16 protein-coding genes are annotated in these 15,415 nt (G+C 59.9%); 6 read left to right on the top strand and 10 right to left on the bottom strand.

Features of this window, described 5'->3' with window-relative positions; genetic code table 11:
* Positions 1-84 precede the first annotated feature (84 nt).
* Positions 85-732: a helix-turn-helix domain-containing protein gene (locus tag ACTJLB_RS12940; protein ID WP_440783496.1), complete on the bottom strand. Its 648-nt coding sequence runs from the start codon at positions 730-732 to the stop codon at positions 85-87.
* Between the two features lie 106 nt (positions 733-838).
* On the opposite strand from ACTJLB_RS12940, the gene ACTJLB_RS12935 reads away from it, so the two are divergent.
* Both ACTJLB_RS12935 and ACTJLB_RS12930 read left to right on the top strand, forming a co-directional pair.
* Positions 839-2,125 (top strand): MFS transporter, encoded by a 1,287-nt coding sequence (locus ACTJLB_RS12935; protein WP_088173336.1) that lies wholly within the window; start codon positions 839-841, stop codon positions 2,123-2,125.
* 206 nt (positions 2,126-2,331) lie between these two features.
* Positions 2,332-3,564: an NAD(P)/FAD-dependent oxidoreductase gene (locus ACTJLB_RS12930; protein WP_408418717.1), complete on the top strand. Its 1,233-nt coding sequence runs from the start codon at positions 2,332-2,334 to the stop codon at positions 3,562-3,564.
* Between the two features lie 63 nt (positions 3,565-3,627).
* On the opposite strand, the gene ACTJLB_RS12925 is transcribed toward ACTJLB_RS12930, so the two are convergent.
* A complete protein-coding gene (locus tag ACTJLB_RS12925; protein WP_087753893.1) occupies positions 3,628-3,900 on the bottom strand; it encodes a hypothetical protein in 273 nt (90 codons plus the stop codon).
* Positions 3,901-4,014: 114 nt separating this feature from the next.
* Complete coding sequence (locus ACTJLB_RS12920; protein WP_440783495.1) at positions 4,015-5,460, bottom strand: putative bifunctional diguanylate cyclase/phosphodiesterase; 1,446 nt, start codon at positions 5,458-5,460, stop codon at positions 4,015-4,017.
* A 256-nt stretch (positions 5,461-5,716) separates the two neighbouring features.
* Between ACTJLB_RS12920 and ACTJLB_RS12915 the strand changes: the two genes are divergently transcribed.
* Entirely contained in the window at positions 5,717-6,667 is a 951-nt protein-coding gene (locus ACTJLB_RS12915; protein WP_087753896.1) for a LysR substrate-binding domain-containing protein, read from the top strand.
* Positions 6,668-6,766: 99 nt separating this feature from the next.
* Here ACTJLB_RS12915 and mctP read toward each other — a convergent pair whose 3' ends face one another.
* Together mctP and ACTJLB_RS12905 are read right to left on the bottom strand one after the other, a co-directional pair.
* A complete protein-coding gene (gene mctP / locus ACTJLB_RS12910; RefSeq protein WP_088173334.1) occupies positions 6,767-8,248 on the bottom strand; it encodes a monocarboxylate uptake permease MctP in 1,482 nt (493 codons plus the stop codon).
* Complete coding sequence (locus tag ACTJLB_RS12905; protein WP_020068194.1) at positions 8,245-8,442, bottom strand: DUF3311 domain-containing protein; 198 nt, start codon at positions 8,440-8,442, stop codon at positions 8,245-8,247. The genes mctP and ACTJLB_RS12905 overlap by 4 nt, the downstream gene beginning before the upstream one ends.
* Positions 8,443-8,770: 328 nt before the next feature.
* Between ACTJLB_RS12905 and ACTJLB_RS12900 the strand changes: the two genes are divergently transcribed.
* The 3 genes from ACTJLB_RS12900 (at position 8,771) to ACTJLB_RS12890 (ending at position 11,461) form a co-directional block, all read left to right on the top strand.
* Complete coding sequence (locus ACTJLB_RS12900) at positions 8,771-10,192, top strand: cache domain-containing protein (RefSeq protein ID WP_440783494.1); 1,422 nt, start codon at positions 8,771-8,773, stop codon at positions 10,190-10,192.
* Positions 10,189-10,836, top strand: coding sequence for a response regulator (locus tag ACTJLB_RS12895; RefSeq protein ID WP_440783493.1), 648 nt, complete (start codon positions 10,189-10,191; stop codon positions 10,834-10,836). The genes ACTJLB_RS12900 and ACTJLB_RS12895 overlap by 4 nt, the downstream gene beginning before the upstream one ends.
* Positions 10,837-10,933: 97 nt before the next feature.
* Positions 10,934-11,461 carry a hypothetical protein gene (locus ACTJLB_RS12890; protein WP_440783492.1) on the top strand — a complete coding sequence of 176 codons (528 nt, stop codon included), beginning with the start codon at positions 10,934-10,936 and terminating at the stop codon, positions 11,459-11,461.
* Positions 11,462-11,515: 54 nt separating this feature from the next.
* On the opposite strand, the gene ACTJLB_RS12885 is transcribed toward ACTJLB_RS12890, so the two are convergent.
* The 5 genes from ACTJLB_RS12885 to ACTJLB_RS12865 all read right to left on the bottom strand — a co-directional run bounded on the left by ACTJLB_RS12885 (position 11,516) and on the right by ACTJLB_RS12865 (position 15,410).
* Positions 11,516-12,001: a hypothetical protein gene (locus ACTJLB_RS12885; protein WP_440783491.1), complete on the bottom strand. Its 486-nt coding sequence runs from the start codon at positions 11,999-12,001 to the stop codon at positions 11,516-11,518.
* A gap of 22 nt (positions 12,002-12,023) precedes the next feature.
* Positions 12,024-12,896: an H-NS family nucleoid-associated regulatory protein gene (locus ACTJLB_RS12880; RefSeq protein WP_440783490.1), complete on the bottom strand. Its 873-nt coding sequence runs from the start codon at positions 12,894-12,896 to the stop codon at positions 12,024-12,026.
* A gap of 252 nt (positions 12,897-13,148) precedes the next feature.
* The gene (locus ACTJLB_RS12875; protein ID WP_020068188.1) at positions 13,149-13,487 is read right to left on the bottom strand and encodes a hypothetical protein; all 339 of its coding nucleotides are present in this window, start codon (positions 13,485-13,487) and stop codon (positions 13,149-13,151) included.
* A 221-nt stretch (positions 13,488-13,708) separates the two neighbouring features.
* A complete protein-coding gene (locus ACTJLB_RS12870) occupies positions 13,709-14,782 on the bottom strand; it encodes a DUF6765 family protein (RefSeq protein ID WP_440783489.1) in 1,074 nt (357 codons plus the stop codon).
* Between the two features lie 226 nt (positions 14,783-15,008).
* On the bottom strand, positions 15,009-15,410 hold the full coding sequence (locus ACTJLB_RS12865) for an FKBP-type peptidyl-prolyl cis-trans isomerase (RefSeq protein WP_020068186.1): 402 nt from the start codon (positions 15,408-15,410) through the stop codon (positions 15,009-15,011).
* Between the last annotated feature and the right edge of the window lie 5 nt (positions 15,411-15,415).

Below are 15,415 nucleotides of genomic sequence, written 5' to 3'. Positions count from 1 at the left end.
GGCCCTGCATATTGCGTTCGGTAGAGCTGCGCGTCTGGCCCGCGGCCCCGTGGTCACGCGACGCACGAGCGCAAACGCATTCGTTCAGATAGCCCCCCGGGGACGATGCTCGTCCGTATCGACGCAGCACACGAGCGCATCGGCGTCTTCGTCGCCGACGCTCAGATAGATGTGCCCGACCGAGCTATCGAAGTAAAGACTGTCGCCCGGCATCAGCCTGAACGACTTGCCGTTCTCGAAGCGCAGTTCGAGTTTGCCGCTCAGCAGAAAAACGAATTCTTCGCCCGAGTGCCGGATGTATTCGGGAAAGTCGGACACGGCGCGGGCGTGAATGTGTGCGCGCATCGGCATCATGCGTTTGCCGGTCAGACTGTTCGCCAGCATCCCGTACTCGTAGTTCGGCGTGTCGTAGATCTGCTGCTTGCCAGCCGCCGTAAACGAGGGCTTCATCGCACCGGCGGCCGGCTTGCGACGCCGCCCGAAGATCGCGTCGAATTCGAGTTCCAGCGAATGCGCGAGCGCCGCGAACTTGTCGTAGGTCAGCGCAATGTCGCCGCGTTCCGCCTTCGAGATCGTCGATACCGCAATACCCGAGCGCTCCGACAGTTCGGCCAGCGTCAATCCGCGCGTTTTGCGCGCCTGCCGCAAATGCGCGCCCACCAGCTTGTGATCGAGCAAGGGCGGCGCTTCATGTCCTAACGCCGCCTGTTGTTTCACTGCTACTTTGGCCATCTCACCGGATTCCGCTTGCAAGGAAAATTTCTCGTATGTGAGAAATTTATTTTTTCTCGTATATGATAACTCACGTCGATTCCACCTTTTCTGTGGGAACCCTATCGTGTCTACCCTTGCTCTCAGTAAGCCCGGTTTGACGAAGACCCGCGTCATCACCGCCACGACCATCGGCACCGCGCTCGAGTTCTACGACTTCACGATCTACAGCTTTTTTGCTATTCAGATCGGGCAGTTGTTCTTTCCTGGCGCGTCGCCGGTCAACCAGTTCCTGCTGTCGATCGGCGTATTCGGCGTCGGCTTCGTGGTCCGGCCTTTGGGCGGCGTGGTGATCGGCGCCTATGCGGATCGCGCGGGGCGCAAGAACGCGATGGTCCTGACCATCATGCTAATGGCGCTCAGTTGCGCGATGATCGCGTGCGCGCCGACTTATGCGGTTGCGGGACTCGCCGCGCCGTTGATCGTGCTCGTGGCGCGCCTGATCCAGGGTTTCGCGGCGGGCGGCGAATTCGGGCCTGGCACGACGCTGCTCGTCGAGTACGCGACCGACGACACCCGCGCCTTCTTTGCAAGCTGGAACTTCGCCGCGACCGCTGCAGGGCTCGTGCTCGGTGCGCTCGTCGCAACGCTCGTCAACGTGTTGCTGCCGAAGCAGGCGGTGCTCGAATGGGGCTGGCGTCTCCCGTTCGTGCTAGGCATTGTCGCGGCACCGGCCGGCATGCTGATCCGCAGACGCCTCGAAGAAACGCTCACCGAACGCAAGCCCGGCGAACCCGCGCCGCGCGGCGCGCTGAAGGCCGCGCTGACCACGCACCTCAAGCTCACGATTCTCGGCACCTTCGCCGAATTAGGCGGTTCGGTTTCTGTCTATATCACCGCGTTTTTTCTGCCAAGCCATGCGGTGCGCGCGCTGCACCTTTCTTCCACGTCCGCGGTGATCTCGGGTATTGTCAGTTCGCTCGCGCTCTTCGTTTCGGCACCGCTCGCGGGCATGCTGGCCGATCGCTTCACCCGCAAGCGGGTGCTGGTGATCTCCCGCGTGGCAATGCTCCTGCTCGTGTATCCGGCGTTTGCGTTTCTGAGCGCGCATCCGTCCATGGCAGCGCTTTGCATGGTCTCGGCGCTGCTCGCGGTCTTCGTGTCCGGGCAGATCGTGCCCGTGCTGGTGATGATTCCGGAACTGTTCCCGAAACATGTGCGCGCAACGGGAATTGCGTTGACGTATGTGGTGAGCGCTTCGTTCTTCGGCGGCTTCTCGCCGTTTATTGCAAGCTGGCTGGTCGCGCGCACCGGCAATCCGCTCGCGCCGGCCTGGTATGTGGCCGCTGCCTGCGCGATCTCGCTAGTACCCGTGATCTGGCTCCGAGACCGTACGGGCGAAGCGCTCGGCTGACAATGAACAGGGCAACAAGCAAGAATGCAATGAGCGAACAGGCGACGACTACCGACACCGGATTGCCTGGGTGCAGAGCGGTCGAGTTGCGCCGCATGATTGGCGTGAAGACAATCGCCGGTGGAACTGCTCGACGCGTACCTTATCTTCGCAACCGGTCCGGCTCGAATGGCTCGGGCCTTTCAGCGCTTTAACCGATGACTGCAATCAAATTCGATACCGTAGTGTTAGGCGCAGGCATTGTCGGCGTGTGCGTGGCCGTGCATCTGCAACAACGCGGCCGTCAGGTCGCGCTGGTCGATCGCAAGCCGCCCGGCAACGAGACTTCGTTTGGCAACGCAGGCCTGATCCAGCGTGAAGGCGTCTATCCGTATGCGTTCCCACGCGGACTCGGCGCCCTGCTTCGGTACGCGCGCAACCAGTCGCTCGACGTTCGCTACCATGGCGATGCGCTGTTCCACGCCGCGCCGTTTCTGTGGAGGTACTGGCGCAATTCCGAGCCCGCGAAACACGCTGCAATCGCGAAGTCGTACTCGACGCTCATCGAACACTGCATTAGCGAGCACCGCGAGTTGGCCGCAAACGCAGGCGCGAGTGCATTGCTTCGACCCACCGGCTGGATCAAGGTGTTCCGCAGTAATGCGGCCCAAGACGCGGAAATACGTCTCGCGGAGCAATGGCGCCGCGAATATGGCGTCGAATTCGAAACGCTCGACGCGGCTCGATTGCAGCAGGCCGAACCCGATCTCGACAAGGCATTGCAAGGTGGCTTGCGCTACACGCAAGCCGATTCGGTGAGCGATCCGAACGCACTCGTCACGGCCTACGCAAAGTACTTCGAGACACTCGGCGGACGCATCTTCACCGGCGATGCGAACACGCTTCGCAATGGCTGGGAGGTGACGACTGACGAGGGGACTATCGCGGCCTCCTCGGTGGTCGTCGCACTCGGGCCGTGGTCGGACGTTCTCACTTCGAGGCTCGGGTACTCCCTGCCGCTCGGCGTCAAGCGCGGCTATCACATGCATTATTCGCCAAGGGCTGGAGCACGCCTGAATCATCCGGTGCTCGACGTGGAAAATGGCTACCTGCTTGCGCCAATGGCGCGCGGCATCCGCTTGACGACGGGCGCCGAAATTGCGCTGCGCGACGCGCCGAAAACCCCCACGCAACTCGCCGCTGTCGAACCGATTGCGCGCACGCTGTTCCCACTGGACCAACGTGTCGACGATCAACCGTGGATGGGCGCGCGGCCTTGCACGCCCGACATGATGCCGGTGATCGGGCGCGCTGGAAAACATCAGGGCTTGTGGTTCGCATTCGGCCACGCGCATCACGGACTTACGCTGGGGCCAGTGACAGGCCGCCTCATCGCCGAAATGATGACCGGAGAGCAAACGCTGGTGGACCCGCGGCCGTTCAGAGTTGACCGGTTCTAACGGCGAGCGCGAGCGGCGCCATTGCCGCTCGCCTTTACCGGCGCCGCCACCGCGCCGCCGGACTCAGTGCAGCGGTTGCAAAGCCGCCCAGCGAGTCCAGCCACCTTCGCTCTCAGCCGCGCTAACCCGCAACGCACGCGAGCCGTCGGCAAAAATCAGCGACTCGGTACGGCACGCGTCGCTATCGGGAATATCGCGCAAGCCCACGAAGCCATGCTCGTGTCTGAACGTCAGATTTCCTTCACGCAGTATGCCGAGGTAAGACGGCTCCGGTTCGTCCAATGGCTGAAGTGTGCAACGGTTCAGCAACACAGCAGCGACTTCTGCATCGCACATAGTCTCTCTCCTCATTAGTGCAACACCGCCCGTGCGACGGGCACTCGATCTCGTCGTTTTTATAAAATTGATTCTAGAAGTCATGGTAGAAAACGCTACTTCTTTTAGTTAGGATCACTTATGCACGTGGCAATTCTTCATTCGCACAGGCCGCCGCGACAATGCGGCCGGGCATTCTGCAGCGTTGCATGGACGGCTGAACAGATAGCCTTGCAGCGCGTCGCAACCGATTTCGCGCAACGTAACGGCCTGCGCTTCGGTTTCCACGCCTTCCGCCGTTACGCGCATATTGCACGCGTGCGCCATTGTCACGAGCGCATGCGTAATCGCCACCGAGTCTGCATCGCGCGGCAAACCCGCAACGATTGACCGGTCGATCTTCAGGCTATCCACCGGGAACCGCTTCAGGTATGACATCGATGCGTAACCGGTGCCGAAGTCGTCGATTACCAGCTTGACGCCCAGCTTCGCAAGCGCCGCAGTGGTAGAGCGCACGGCCGCGTCATCCGGCAATTGCATGCCCTCGGTGATTTCGAGTTGCAGCGCCGAAGGCTCGAGACCGCTGTTGTCGAGACATGCAGCGACATGTCGCACCAGACGCTCGCTGAATTGCGACGGTGAAATGTTCACCGAGACAGCGATGTCCGGCGCGATACTCCAGCGCCAGTCCGCAGCCTGTGCGCATGCCATCTCCAACACCCAATCGCCGATGCTTTCCATCAACCCGGCCTGTTCCGCAACGGGAATGAACTCGGCGGGTGGAACGTCGCCAAGTTCGTTGCTCGTCCACCGCGCCAGCGCCTCGACGCCTATCGTCTTGCGTGACGTCGCATCCACTACCGCCTGATAGGCAAGTCTGAATTCGCCGCGGGCAAGTGCATGGTGCAACAGACCTTCGATCGCAAATCGGCGCTGCCCGCCTTCCCGCATCTCGCCGGTGAAGAAGCACAAGGTGCCGCGACCGCATCGCTTCGCGTGGCGCATCGCCGCACCGGCGTCGCGCATCAGGGAAGCCGCATTGCGCGCATCGCCGCCGGAGACCGCAACGCCCACCGATGCACTCACGCGATACTCGCGCCCGGCGATCACAAATGGCTCGCCGAACGACGCGAGCACTTGCCGCGCGAATCGGGTCAGCCTCGACACATCGCCGAACCTATGCATCACGATCACGAACTCGTCGCCGCCGATACGGGCGAGCAACTCGTCCTCAGAGATGGAGCTTGCAAGCCGCTGAGCAACGCGGCGCAGGAGCCGGTCGCCCAGATCGTAGCCGGCAATGTCGTTGATTCTGCTGAAGCCGTCGAGGTTGACGACCAGCATCGCAACGTCTCCCGCCTTCGCAGCCGCAAGCAAATGTCCCGCGCGCCTCGTTGCGCAGGCGCGGTCGTACACGCCCGTGAGCAGATCGAAAGACGATGCGCGCGCAACGTTTCCATGATCTGGACTTTGCGCGATCACCCCCGAATTGTGCGCATGGTGCGACGGTGCGCTGCGAGACGCAGAGCGTGACTTTGCGTGCGAACGGCTCGCCGGCAATACCGAGACTTGCTGAGTCATCGCTACGCTCCTATGATAAGCATTACACATCAACCGGAATTCAGCTTGTTTTATGCATTTACCGAATCTTCATTTACCTTAAGGACTCCGTATATCGAATCTGGTTAAAGCGGGGAGAACAGGCCGGCACTGCAACGCTGTATTCGTGCCTCCAAGATATTCCGGCATAGCACTTCTGAGAATGGGTCGCGTTGGTGAACGCGTAAAGCAACGGCAAACGCTTCGCCACGTCCCGCACAAACCGCTGGACAACATAATGAAAATTCATCAGCTACGCGCGCTCATCGCCATTGCGGATGCGGGCAGTGTCAGGGGCGCCGCGCGAGTGCTCGATTCATCGCCGGCCGCCGTCACGCAATGCATTCAACAACTGGAAGAAGCGGTACGCATGCAACTCGTTGTGCGCACATCTTCCGGCGTGACGCTTACGGCATCAGGACAAACCCTCCTTTTGCACGCGCGCCTCGTGGCCGCGCAAATGAAGCGTGCGCAGCAAGCCATGAATGCAATACGCGGGGAGCCGGGTGGGCGGCTGTCCATCGCCGTGACTGCATGGGTCGCGCTTACCTTTCTGCCGGAAACAGTGGCCCGGTTTCGCGCGAAGATGCCGACCATTCAGCTGGAGCTATTCGAAGGCTTATTGGCGATTGCGACACCGCGCTTACGCGACGGCAGCCTCGACATTTACGTGGGCCGACAGGCACCGGGCGCGACAAGTTGCGACTTCACCTATCAACCGCTATTCGCATCGAGTCGCGCAGTCGTGGCGCGGCACGATCATCCGTGTGCGGAGTGCCGCTCGCTGGCGGAATTGCGCGACGCCGACTGGCTCGTGGCGCTGGACCCTGAAACCGATGCGCAAGCGCCGTATCAGATATTCGGCCGCCGCGCGTTTCCAGAGCCACGCAGTATTCACTATCTGCACTCGCTGACTGTCGCGGTCGCGCTGCTCAAGCGCACTGACATGCTCAGCATTTTTCCCTGGCCTCTTGTCGAGCTTTGTGCGGCGCGTGACGGTCTGTGTGCGATCCCGTTGCGGGACGAACTCGATGAGTCTACCGTCGGCGTCATAGTGCGCACTGGCGAGCCGGCCGATGCCGCGTCGCGATGCTTTATCGATTGCCTGATCGAAACGATTCGCGACGAATCTTGGGCCCGAACGGGCGACATTCGCCGGGCCATGCAATCGGTCGAAGTATTGGTCTAGCGCGTTTGCTGCAGGCTGCGCTTCGTTCTTTCGATCAAACAAAAACGCCGCGGGCCTTACGGCTCGCGGCGTCTGCCAAGCTGAACAGCAACTGGACGATCAGGCGCTAACTGCCACCCGGCGCGGCGACACGGCAGAGACGACAAACGTCACGACAATGTTCACCACCAGTGCGATGAGACCGATATAGATCGGGTACACGGCATCGCCGAGATGCAACGCAAACACCGGCTTGAGCCCCTGCGAAATTGCGAGTGCCGTGCCTAACAAGATACCCACGAGCCAGCCGGCGAACAGCCCCGGCGTATTCAGACGACGCGTGTACAACGAGAACACGATAGCCGGGAAAATCTGCAGGATCCACACGCCGCCGAGCAATTGCAGGTCGATTGCATATTGCGTGGGCAGGAACACGATAAACAGCAGCGCGCCGAACTTCACCACCAACGACACGATCTTCGCATTCGACGCCTCGGCCTCCGGCGTGATGTTCGGCGACACCAGCGGACGCCACAAATTGCGCGTGAACAGATTGGCCGCACCGATCGACATGATCGCTGCCGGAACCAGCGCGCTGATCGCGATCGCCGCCGCGGCGAAACCGACGAACCACGACGGGAACAAGGTGCCAAAGAGGGTCGGCACAATGTCCGACGCCGACTTCACATGCACGCCGGCCGCAATCGCCATATAGCCGAGCAACGCGATCAGACCCAGCAACAACGTATAGGCCGGCAGGAAAATCGCATTCTTGCGGACCGTAGTCGCAGACGAAGAAGACAGCACCGCCGTCATCGTATGCGGATACATGAACGCGGCGAGAGCGGAACCGAGCGCAAGCGATGCATAAGCCGTGAATTGCGTCGGCTTGAGGATGATGCCGGTCGCGCCGCCCTTTGCCTTGAAGTACGTATCGGCTGCGTCGAACACATGCGCGTAGCCGCCGAGCTTCGCGGGAATCAGCCACACCGCCGCAATCACGACGATATAGATCATGATGTCCTTCACGAACGCGATCATCGCCGGCGCACGCAGTCCGCTCGCATACGTATAGAGCGCGAGGATCACGAACGCGACGATCAGCGGCAATTCGCCGGTCACGCCAAGCCCCTTGATCACTACTTGCATGCCGACGAGTTGCAGCGCGATATACGGCATGGTCGCGACAATGCCGGTCAGCGCAACAGCGGCCGGAAACCACTTGCCGCCGTATTCACCGTGCACGTAGTCCGCTGCCGTGATGTGGTTTTTCGCATGCGCGACTTTCCACAGTTTCGGCATGACAGCGAACACGAACGGGTAAACGATGATCGTATACGGCAGCGCGAAGAAACCATAAGCACCGACGGAATACACGAGCGCAGGAACCGCGATCACCGTGTATGCGGTGTAGAAGTCTCCGCCCACCAGGAACCACGAAATCACCGTACCGAACTGCCGGCCACCAAGCCCCCACTCATGCAATTGCGTGAGGTCGCCGCGCTTCCAGCGCGCCGCGAAGAAGCCAATCACCGTAACGAGAACAAAGAAAGCGATGAAGACGGTCATCGCCACCGGATTGACGGGATTCAGATCGTTCATTTGACACCTCGATACACGACGTAAATCAGTAGCGAGGTCAACGGCACCCACAAGAACTGATACCAGTAAAAGAACGGAAAACCGGCGAACGACGGACGCGTGTCGTTATAGAACGGCAACCACAGCAACGCAATGTACGGGAGCAAAAGAATGAGCCATAGCCATGACCGGCCGGCGGTGGGGGAGGTCTCCATGTACTTCTCCTAGATCTATTATTGACACCACGCATCCGGACTTGTGGTCCGGCACGCGGAAAGCCGGCACCGGGCATCTGTTTGCAATACCCCGGGTGCCAAACCGGGTTTGCCCTTGCGCGCTGCTAACGCCTGTCAGCCGCAGCATTAACAGGGCCCGGCTCAAACGTTCATACGAAATGCGCGGCGGCATGAGGGCGAAAAGGGCCCGCAAAGACGCAGAACGCCGCGGGGATGTAGTATTCGCCTTCGTAAGCGTCCTCACAAGCGCGCAACTACGTAAGCCGGCTACGTATTACTACGTAGCCTACCGGCCGTTTTTCCAACGATGAAACTCAAAGCCAAGATTGTTCTGCTGGCGATCGTGCCATTTCTCGCTGCTATTGCCAGCATCGAAATCGGTGTGCGCCGCGAAGCGACCGCGCTTGCGCAAACGCAGCACGCGACGACCCAGGCTGCGTACATGACCAGCAAGGAGATCGAGCTCAAGCATTACGTGGAGTTGGCCACTTCCGCAATCGCACCGCTTTATGAAGCAAGCCAGGACAATGCGCGCGACGATGCACTGCGCCGCACGCGAGCGCTCGACATCCTTGAAAAGATGGATTTCGGCAAAGACGGTTATTTCTTTGTCTACGACATGCACGGCCGCTCGCTGATGCATCCGCGCGAACCGGACCTCGTCGGGCGCGATCTATCGGAATTGCGCGATCCGCAAGGCGTGCCGACCATCCGCAAACTACTCGCCGCGGCTTCGCAAGGCGGCGGCTATGTGCGTTACCTGTGGCATCGTCCGTCGACGGGCAAACTGGCGTCAAAACTCGGCTATGTCGTGCCGCTCGAGCGTTGGGGCTGGATGATCGGCACAGGTATTTATCTCGACGACGTCGACACAACGCTCGCGCATATCGACGAACGGGCGGCGATGAATATCGACCGCACCATGATGTGGATCGACGCGATCGCACTGGCCGGGCTCGCCGCGATTGCACTGTGTGCGCTCGTGCTCAACGTCACCGAATATCGCAGCGCGGACGCGAAACTGAAGCGGCTTGCGCAACAGGTTGTCGAGTCGCAGGAGAACGAACGCGCGCGGCTGTCGCGTGAATTGCACGACGGCATTAGCCAGATGATGGTGTCGGTGAAACTGCTGCTCGAGTCCGCGCTTGCTCGCTTCGAACGCAGCGAAACCCGCGTGCCAGCCGCCGAAGCCGCGCTTTCCACGAGTCTCACGCGTCTCGGCGATACCTTGCGTGAAGTGCGCCGCATTTCTCATGCGCTGCGCCCGTCGATGCTCGACGACCTTGGCGTTGCGGCAGCTATCGAACAACTCACCCGCGAACTGAGCGAACAGTCGGGAATTGAAATCGGCTTCACGCAGATTGCGCACACTCATGCGCCGGCTCTGCCCGATGCGGTCAACACGGTGCTGTTTCGTATCGCACAGGAAGCGCTGACCAACATCGTGCGCCATGCGCACGCGTCGAGCGCGGCGCTCGCATTGGAAATCGCCCACGACGCGGTCACACTGACAATCGCGGACAACGGCTCGGGTTTCGACGTCACGCACGCCTTCGCTGGCCGTCGCTCAGGCGTGGGCCTTCGCAACATGCGCGAGCGCTTAGAAGCACTAGGGGGAACGCTTGCACTCAGTTCCCAGCCCGGCCACACACTAGTCACGGCGCGCGTGCCGCTCGGCGTCGGCACCACGGAGCTTCCTACCCGGAGCCTGCAGGAGACCTCTTTATGAACGACATATCGCACGCAGCGGCCCGCCTTATCCTGGTCGACGATCACCCACTCGTACGCGACGGTCTGCGCGCGCGGCTCGAAGCCGTGCGCAACATCGAGGTTGTCGGCGAAGCGGGCAATGCGCAGGAAGCACTTGCGCTCGCGGAGAGTCATGAACCTCACCTCGTGTTGATGGACGTCGGCATGAACGGAATGAACGGCATTGCGCTCGCCGGCATGTTCCATGAGCGCTTTCCCGCAATTCGAGTATTGATGCTGTCCATGCACGACAACCTCGAATACGTCACGCAGGCCGTGCGTGCAGGCGCGAGCGGTTATGTACTGAAGGACTCACCGGCGACCGAAATCATTCAGGCGATCGGCGCAGTGCTCGACGGCAAGACGTATTTCAGCGCGGGACTCGGCGCCCGGCTGATTCAAGCGTCGGCCATGCAATCGCCGGTCGAGCGGCTTACGCCGCGCGAACGCGATATTCTCGATGCACTCGCCGAGGGCTTGTCGAGCAAGCAGATCGCTCAACGTAGTGATCTGTCGGTGCGTACTGTGGAGACGCATCGTCTGAATTTGAAGCGCAAGCTCGATATCGAAGGTCAGGCCGAATTGATCAAGTTCGCGGTTGAGAACCGGCGCGCGAGCCGCTAATACGAAACGATGTCCCGCTGCACACGGAGTGGAGACAAAGACAATGAGACGATTAATGCGGACGCCGGCCAGTGCATTGCAATGCGCGGCGTTATGTATGTGGGTGACGCTGGCGTCAGCGTTTGTTTCAGTTTCTCCCGGCGCCCATGGCGAGGAACAGCGTATTAATCGCGGACACGATCCGTTCTTTCAGATATCTAAAGCGATTGACGGATGTCCCGTGCCGTTGGGACCGCTCGAAACCGAACAGGAATGGCTGGACGACAGTCATTACCGCATCGAGCGCGGCAACAGTTGCTGGATAGAAGGCCGCTGCCGTTTATCGAACGCCTATTTGTACGATGCTGAAATCGCCGAAGCCGTACAGCGGCGTCTGGCCAATATCAATACCGCTACGCATTGGCGCGAACAGTCGACGTTGTGGCTCACGTTGCAACGCCGTTTCATTTATGTGCAGGGTTGCGTTGCTGCAAGCTTCGACAAGCAGACATTCCTTTCCGAACTCGCGAAAACCGCGGACGTTGAACGCGTGATCGACGACACGACCACTAATCCCCATGCCGCAAGACTGCCGTATAAAACGCTTGCGGACCCGGACCGGCCTGTAGTCGATCCGGGCAACTAGCACGAAGAAAGCTGAGTCGCGCCGCACGCTTTATGGACGCTGCGGTCGATTTGCCTACCGCACCAGCGCAAATGCTTCGCGGCTGGCGATCTCCGCCGCGCCATACACGCCGACCACGGTGTAATCAGAGGCCACACATTCGAACGTCGATTGCTGAAACGTAATGACGAAATGGCGCCTCGTGAGTTCCGGTGACGAAACTGCGGAAAGCTCTTCGACGAGAGACGAATTGATGACTTCGTGGACCGAGAAAGCAGCGAGACCTTGCGAAGCAAGCGGGTGAATCTGCATATCGTGCTCGCCCGGCGGCCCAAGCCGATGAAACGTGGTGTCGGGAAACAGCACCGTGCAGAAAGGGTCGTCGTCCGGATCGAATGGACCAAACCGTTCGAAGTCGGAATTCGCAATGGGATAAGCGAGAATCACACGGCGGTCGCTCGCGACAATGAACGGTTCGGCAGCGTCGTCTGCGGGATGAGGAACTGAGTCCAGCAGGAGAACCTGGTCCTCCTGCTGGGATGATTCGAGCGCGTTGGTCATGTACTTCGTTATTCCAGTACGCTTACGCGCCGGCTTGCACGGTGGAAGCGACCGGTGCGGACGCGCTTACTGTTGCCGTTTCCGCTTTTGCCGCCCTCTTGCGGCCTGGTGCCTTGCTAGCGGCTTTCGTTGCAGCTTTCGTTGCGGCCTTTGCCGCGGCCTTTTTTGCGGTCGCCTTTCGCGCAGTAACTTTCTTCGCGGCTGACTTTTTTACAGCGGCTGTTTTGGCCGTTACCGATTGCGCTCCCGCCTTCGCCTTTTTCGCCACGACTTTTTTCGCGGCGGCCTTTTTACTGACAACGCCGCTCGTGGCTGCCGACTTCGCCTTGCCTGCCGTTTTCTGGCTGGCGGCGCCAGACGCCGGTGCTGCACTGCTGTCTATCAGGAACCTGGTGCGATCTTTAACCGATGCGAGCCATGCGGGCGCAGGGCCACGTCCGCTCCACGTCGCACCAGTGGTGGGATGACGATACTTGGGCGGTTGCGCACCTTTGGGCTGACCTTTGCCTTTCGCGCCACTAGCGACAAGCTTCGTGAATCCGTTCGATTCGCTTGCACCGTCGATCAGAAACACGCTCCGGTCTTTCGCACTGACAATCCAACCCGGCGCGCGACCGTGTCCGGTCCAGGTCGCGCCTGTTTTATGATCGCGATACTTGGGTACTTTCTGGCCGGCAACTGCAAGCTTTGCCTTGCCGCTTCCACTATTGCCATTAACACGATTGGCTTCGCGCCGCGCTTTTGCTTTGGCTTCGATATCTGCGGTGGTCAGGCCGTGCTTGAGCATCAGGTCGCGGATCTGGTCGATTGCGACTTGTGCTTTCCTTGCAATCAGGATGTCAGCTTGCGCCTGGAGCTTCTTAAGCTTTGCCTGGATCTGCTCTAACGTGGGCATTGAATTGCTCCTTATGTGGTAATCGATCGAACTATGCCATGAATAGCGTCAGAAAGGCATAGTCGAGTGGCCGTAAAAACCCGAGTTTATTTCCGCTATGCGTGCCGGAGTACGAAACTTTTCTTCGATGCACTCAATAGACGCCTTTTTCGAGCCTTCGTTCTTTGCCCTCGATCTTTTTTGGTCTCCCTATCGGCTTACTTCTTTCTGCTATTCGCCTTCTCTTTATCTTTCCAATTGTTGCAGCACAGATCATATCGGCGTAAACACAGCAACCTGACGGTCGGCAATGTATCTGACGCCGCGCAAGAAGCGGTACTGCTGGTCGTCGGCGGTGATCCGGTTGAGGCCGATTCTCGTCAACGCCAGGATCTCGTCCGCCTGCTGGGCAGGTATGACGCCTTCGTCCCGCAGATCCTCGAAAGCGCCGGACGGATCGCCGACATAAACGCTGCGTACCTGCGTACCGATCCGCATCAGGACCACGCTCTCCCCCTCGTCGAGCGCGAGTTCCAGGTAGCCGGCCAGTGTTCGCAACGACTCGGGCGTGCAAGTCTGCGACTGATAGATCGCAGCATTCGATGGCGTCATGTCGGTACCCCGTTACCTATATAAAGAAAGAGCCGCCACTATGCGTCGCGGCAGTACTCGCTTCTACTATAGGCAAGCATTCGAATATTCAAAGGCTTCCAGTTCGTTTTTTAACGCCGCTTTGGCCGGTAACCATGCGTTACTTGTCTTGCGGTGCCGTTTTACGCGTGTCCAGCGCGCAGGTCAGCCTCCCAAACGTGAGCTTTAAATAGCGATGCGCGTCAGGCAATCCGCAGGCCATAGGCAGGCAGAATCTCCTGGGTCGTCAAAAAACGGTGCTGTTTGACGGCGTCGTGAAAGAGCCGGTAATCGCTCTTTTCGAATGCCTCGGTCCAGACCGGTTTGTCGCCGGAGTCGTCTTCAGAACGAAGACCGGTGGCTTTGTATTTCCATGAGCCGACGCCTTTGGGGACGTAATCGGGAATGGACTCTCTCAAGCCGGGAATACCGCCGTTTCTGACTACCTCGCAGACAACGCGCAAGCGCTCGTTGTCGTCCATGATCCGGTTCGTATCGAGCAATTCCGTCACGGCCTCTTTGACGTTTTCCGGCAGCCCCGCTTCGTTTTCAAAGTCTTCTCGCCCGGCCACGTACGCGCGCACCGCACGGCACGCCATATCCGCGGCCGCGACGAACTCGGGCAGGTTATGTCTCTGTATCAGCGTGTTGCGGCCGTCAATGTAGTGCCACTTGGCCCACGGCTGATCTGGGTAGTGCAAGGCAGCACCGTGTCCGACCGGCAGTGCGAGCGTAAGAACATCTTCCTCGACGTGCTGGATCAGGTGCTGCATCGCGAGCGTGAGGTTGGCAAGCCAGCCATGACGCGTGCAATCCTGCGCCACGAGTGAATGAACCCGGTTCCCCGGACTTTCGATACCGGCAAATCCCTGATGCGCCCATGTATCGACATACGTATGAAGCGTGACGCCGAGACGATGCAAGCCCATCTCCGCGCCGCGCTGACGGATCGCTCGCCGCACGACCTCGCGCGCGACTGCGCTGTCCGCACGGCACACGGCTTTTTCCTCCAGCGTTGCGCCCACTCCTGCCGGCAGAAAATGGAACGGCGCCCATACGAGCCGGTTCTGGTCGTTCTCGGTGTTGGCGTAGTCGAACGTCTTATGGGCGGTGGCGAAGCGCTCGAACGTTTCTCCGCCCTGGAAACGGAGGATGCCCGGCGTGGTTGCGTCGTCGACATACTGGCAGGCATGGGCGACAGTCAGCGCCTCGCTGGGCGTCATCCCGCCAACTCGGGCAACGATATAGATCACGCCGTAGTGGAAGTCGATGTTCATGGCATACGCTCCTCATGCACGATGAATGACAACAACAGCATTGGTAAACGAGCGAGTGGGCGGTGACTTAAAAGCATGTCGCCGCTTGCCGGTATTCTTTCTTATTGTTCGATGATGTTTTCCTGTCCGCGTGCGCCAACTGGCATTGCCCCAATGCCGTGCCATAAAAAAACCCCGCTGCGTTATCCGTAGCGGGGTCTCTTTTTTCAGCGCATTGTGCGCCGCCTTATTTCACTATGTCGACCAGCTCGACTTCGAACGTCAAGTCGCTGTTCGGCGGAATAACGCCCACACCGCGGCTACCGTAGGCGGTAGCGGCTGGGCAGGTCAATTTGGCCTTGCCGCCCACTTTCATGGTCTGAACGCCCTGCGTCCAGCACGGAATCACACGGTTGAGCGGGAATGTCGCGGCGCCGCCGTGCTTCGCGGAAGCGTCGAATTCAGTGCCATTGGCAAGCGTGCCACGATAGTTGACCTTGACGACATCGGTGGCCGCGGGCTGCGCGCCGGTACCCTGCACGAGGTGCTCGACGATCACGCCTGAAGGCAGCTTCTCCGTAGCCGGAGCGGCGGCCATTGCGGTGGACGAAAGTACAGTGGCAGCGAGCAGAGCAACGATAGATTTCAAAACGA

The organism is Paraburkholderia sp. 22098, assembly GCF_052045935.1.
Classification (GTDB): domain Bacteria; phylum Pseudomonadota; class Gammaproteobacteria; order Burkholderiales; family Burkholderiaceae; genus Paraburkholderia; species Paraburkholderia caledonica.
Note: the sequence above shows the minus strand (reverse complement) of the source record. Positions and strands in the feature narration are given on the sequence as shown.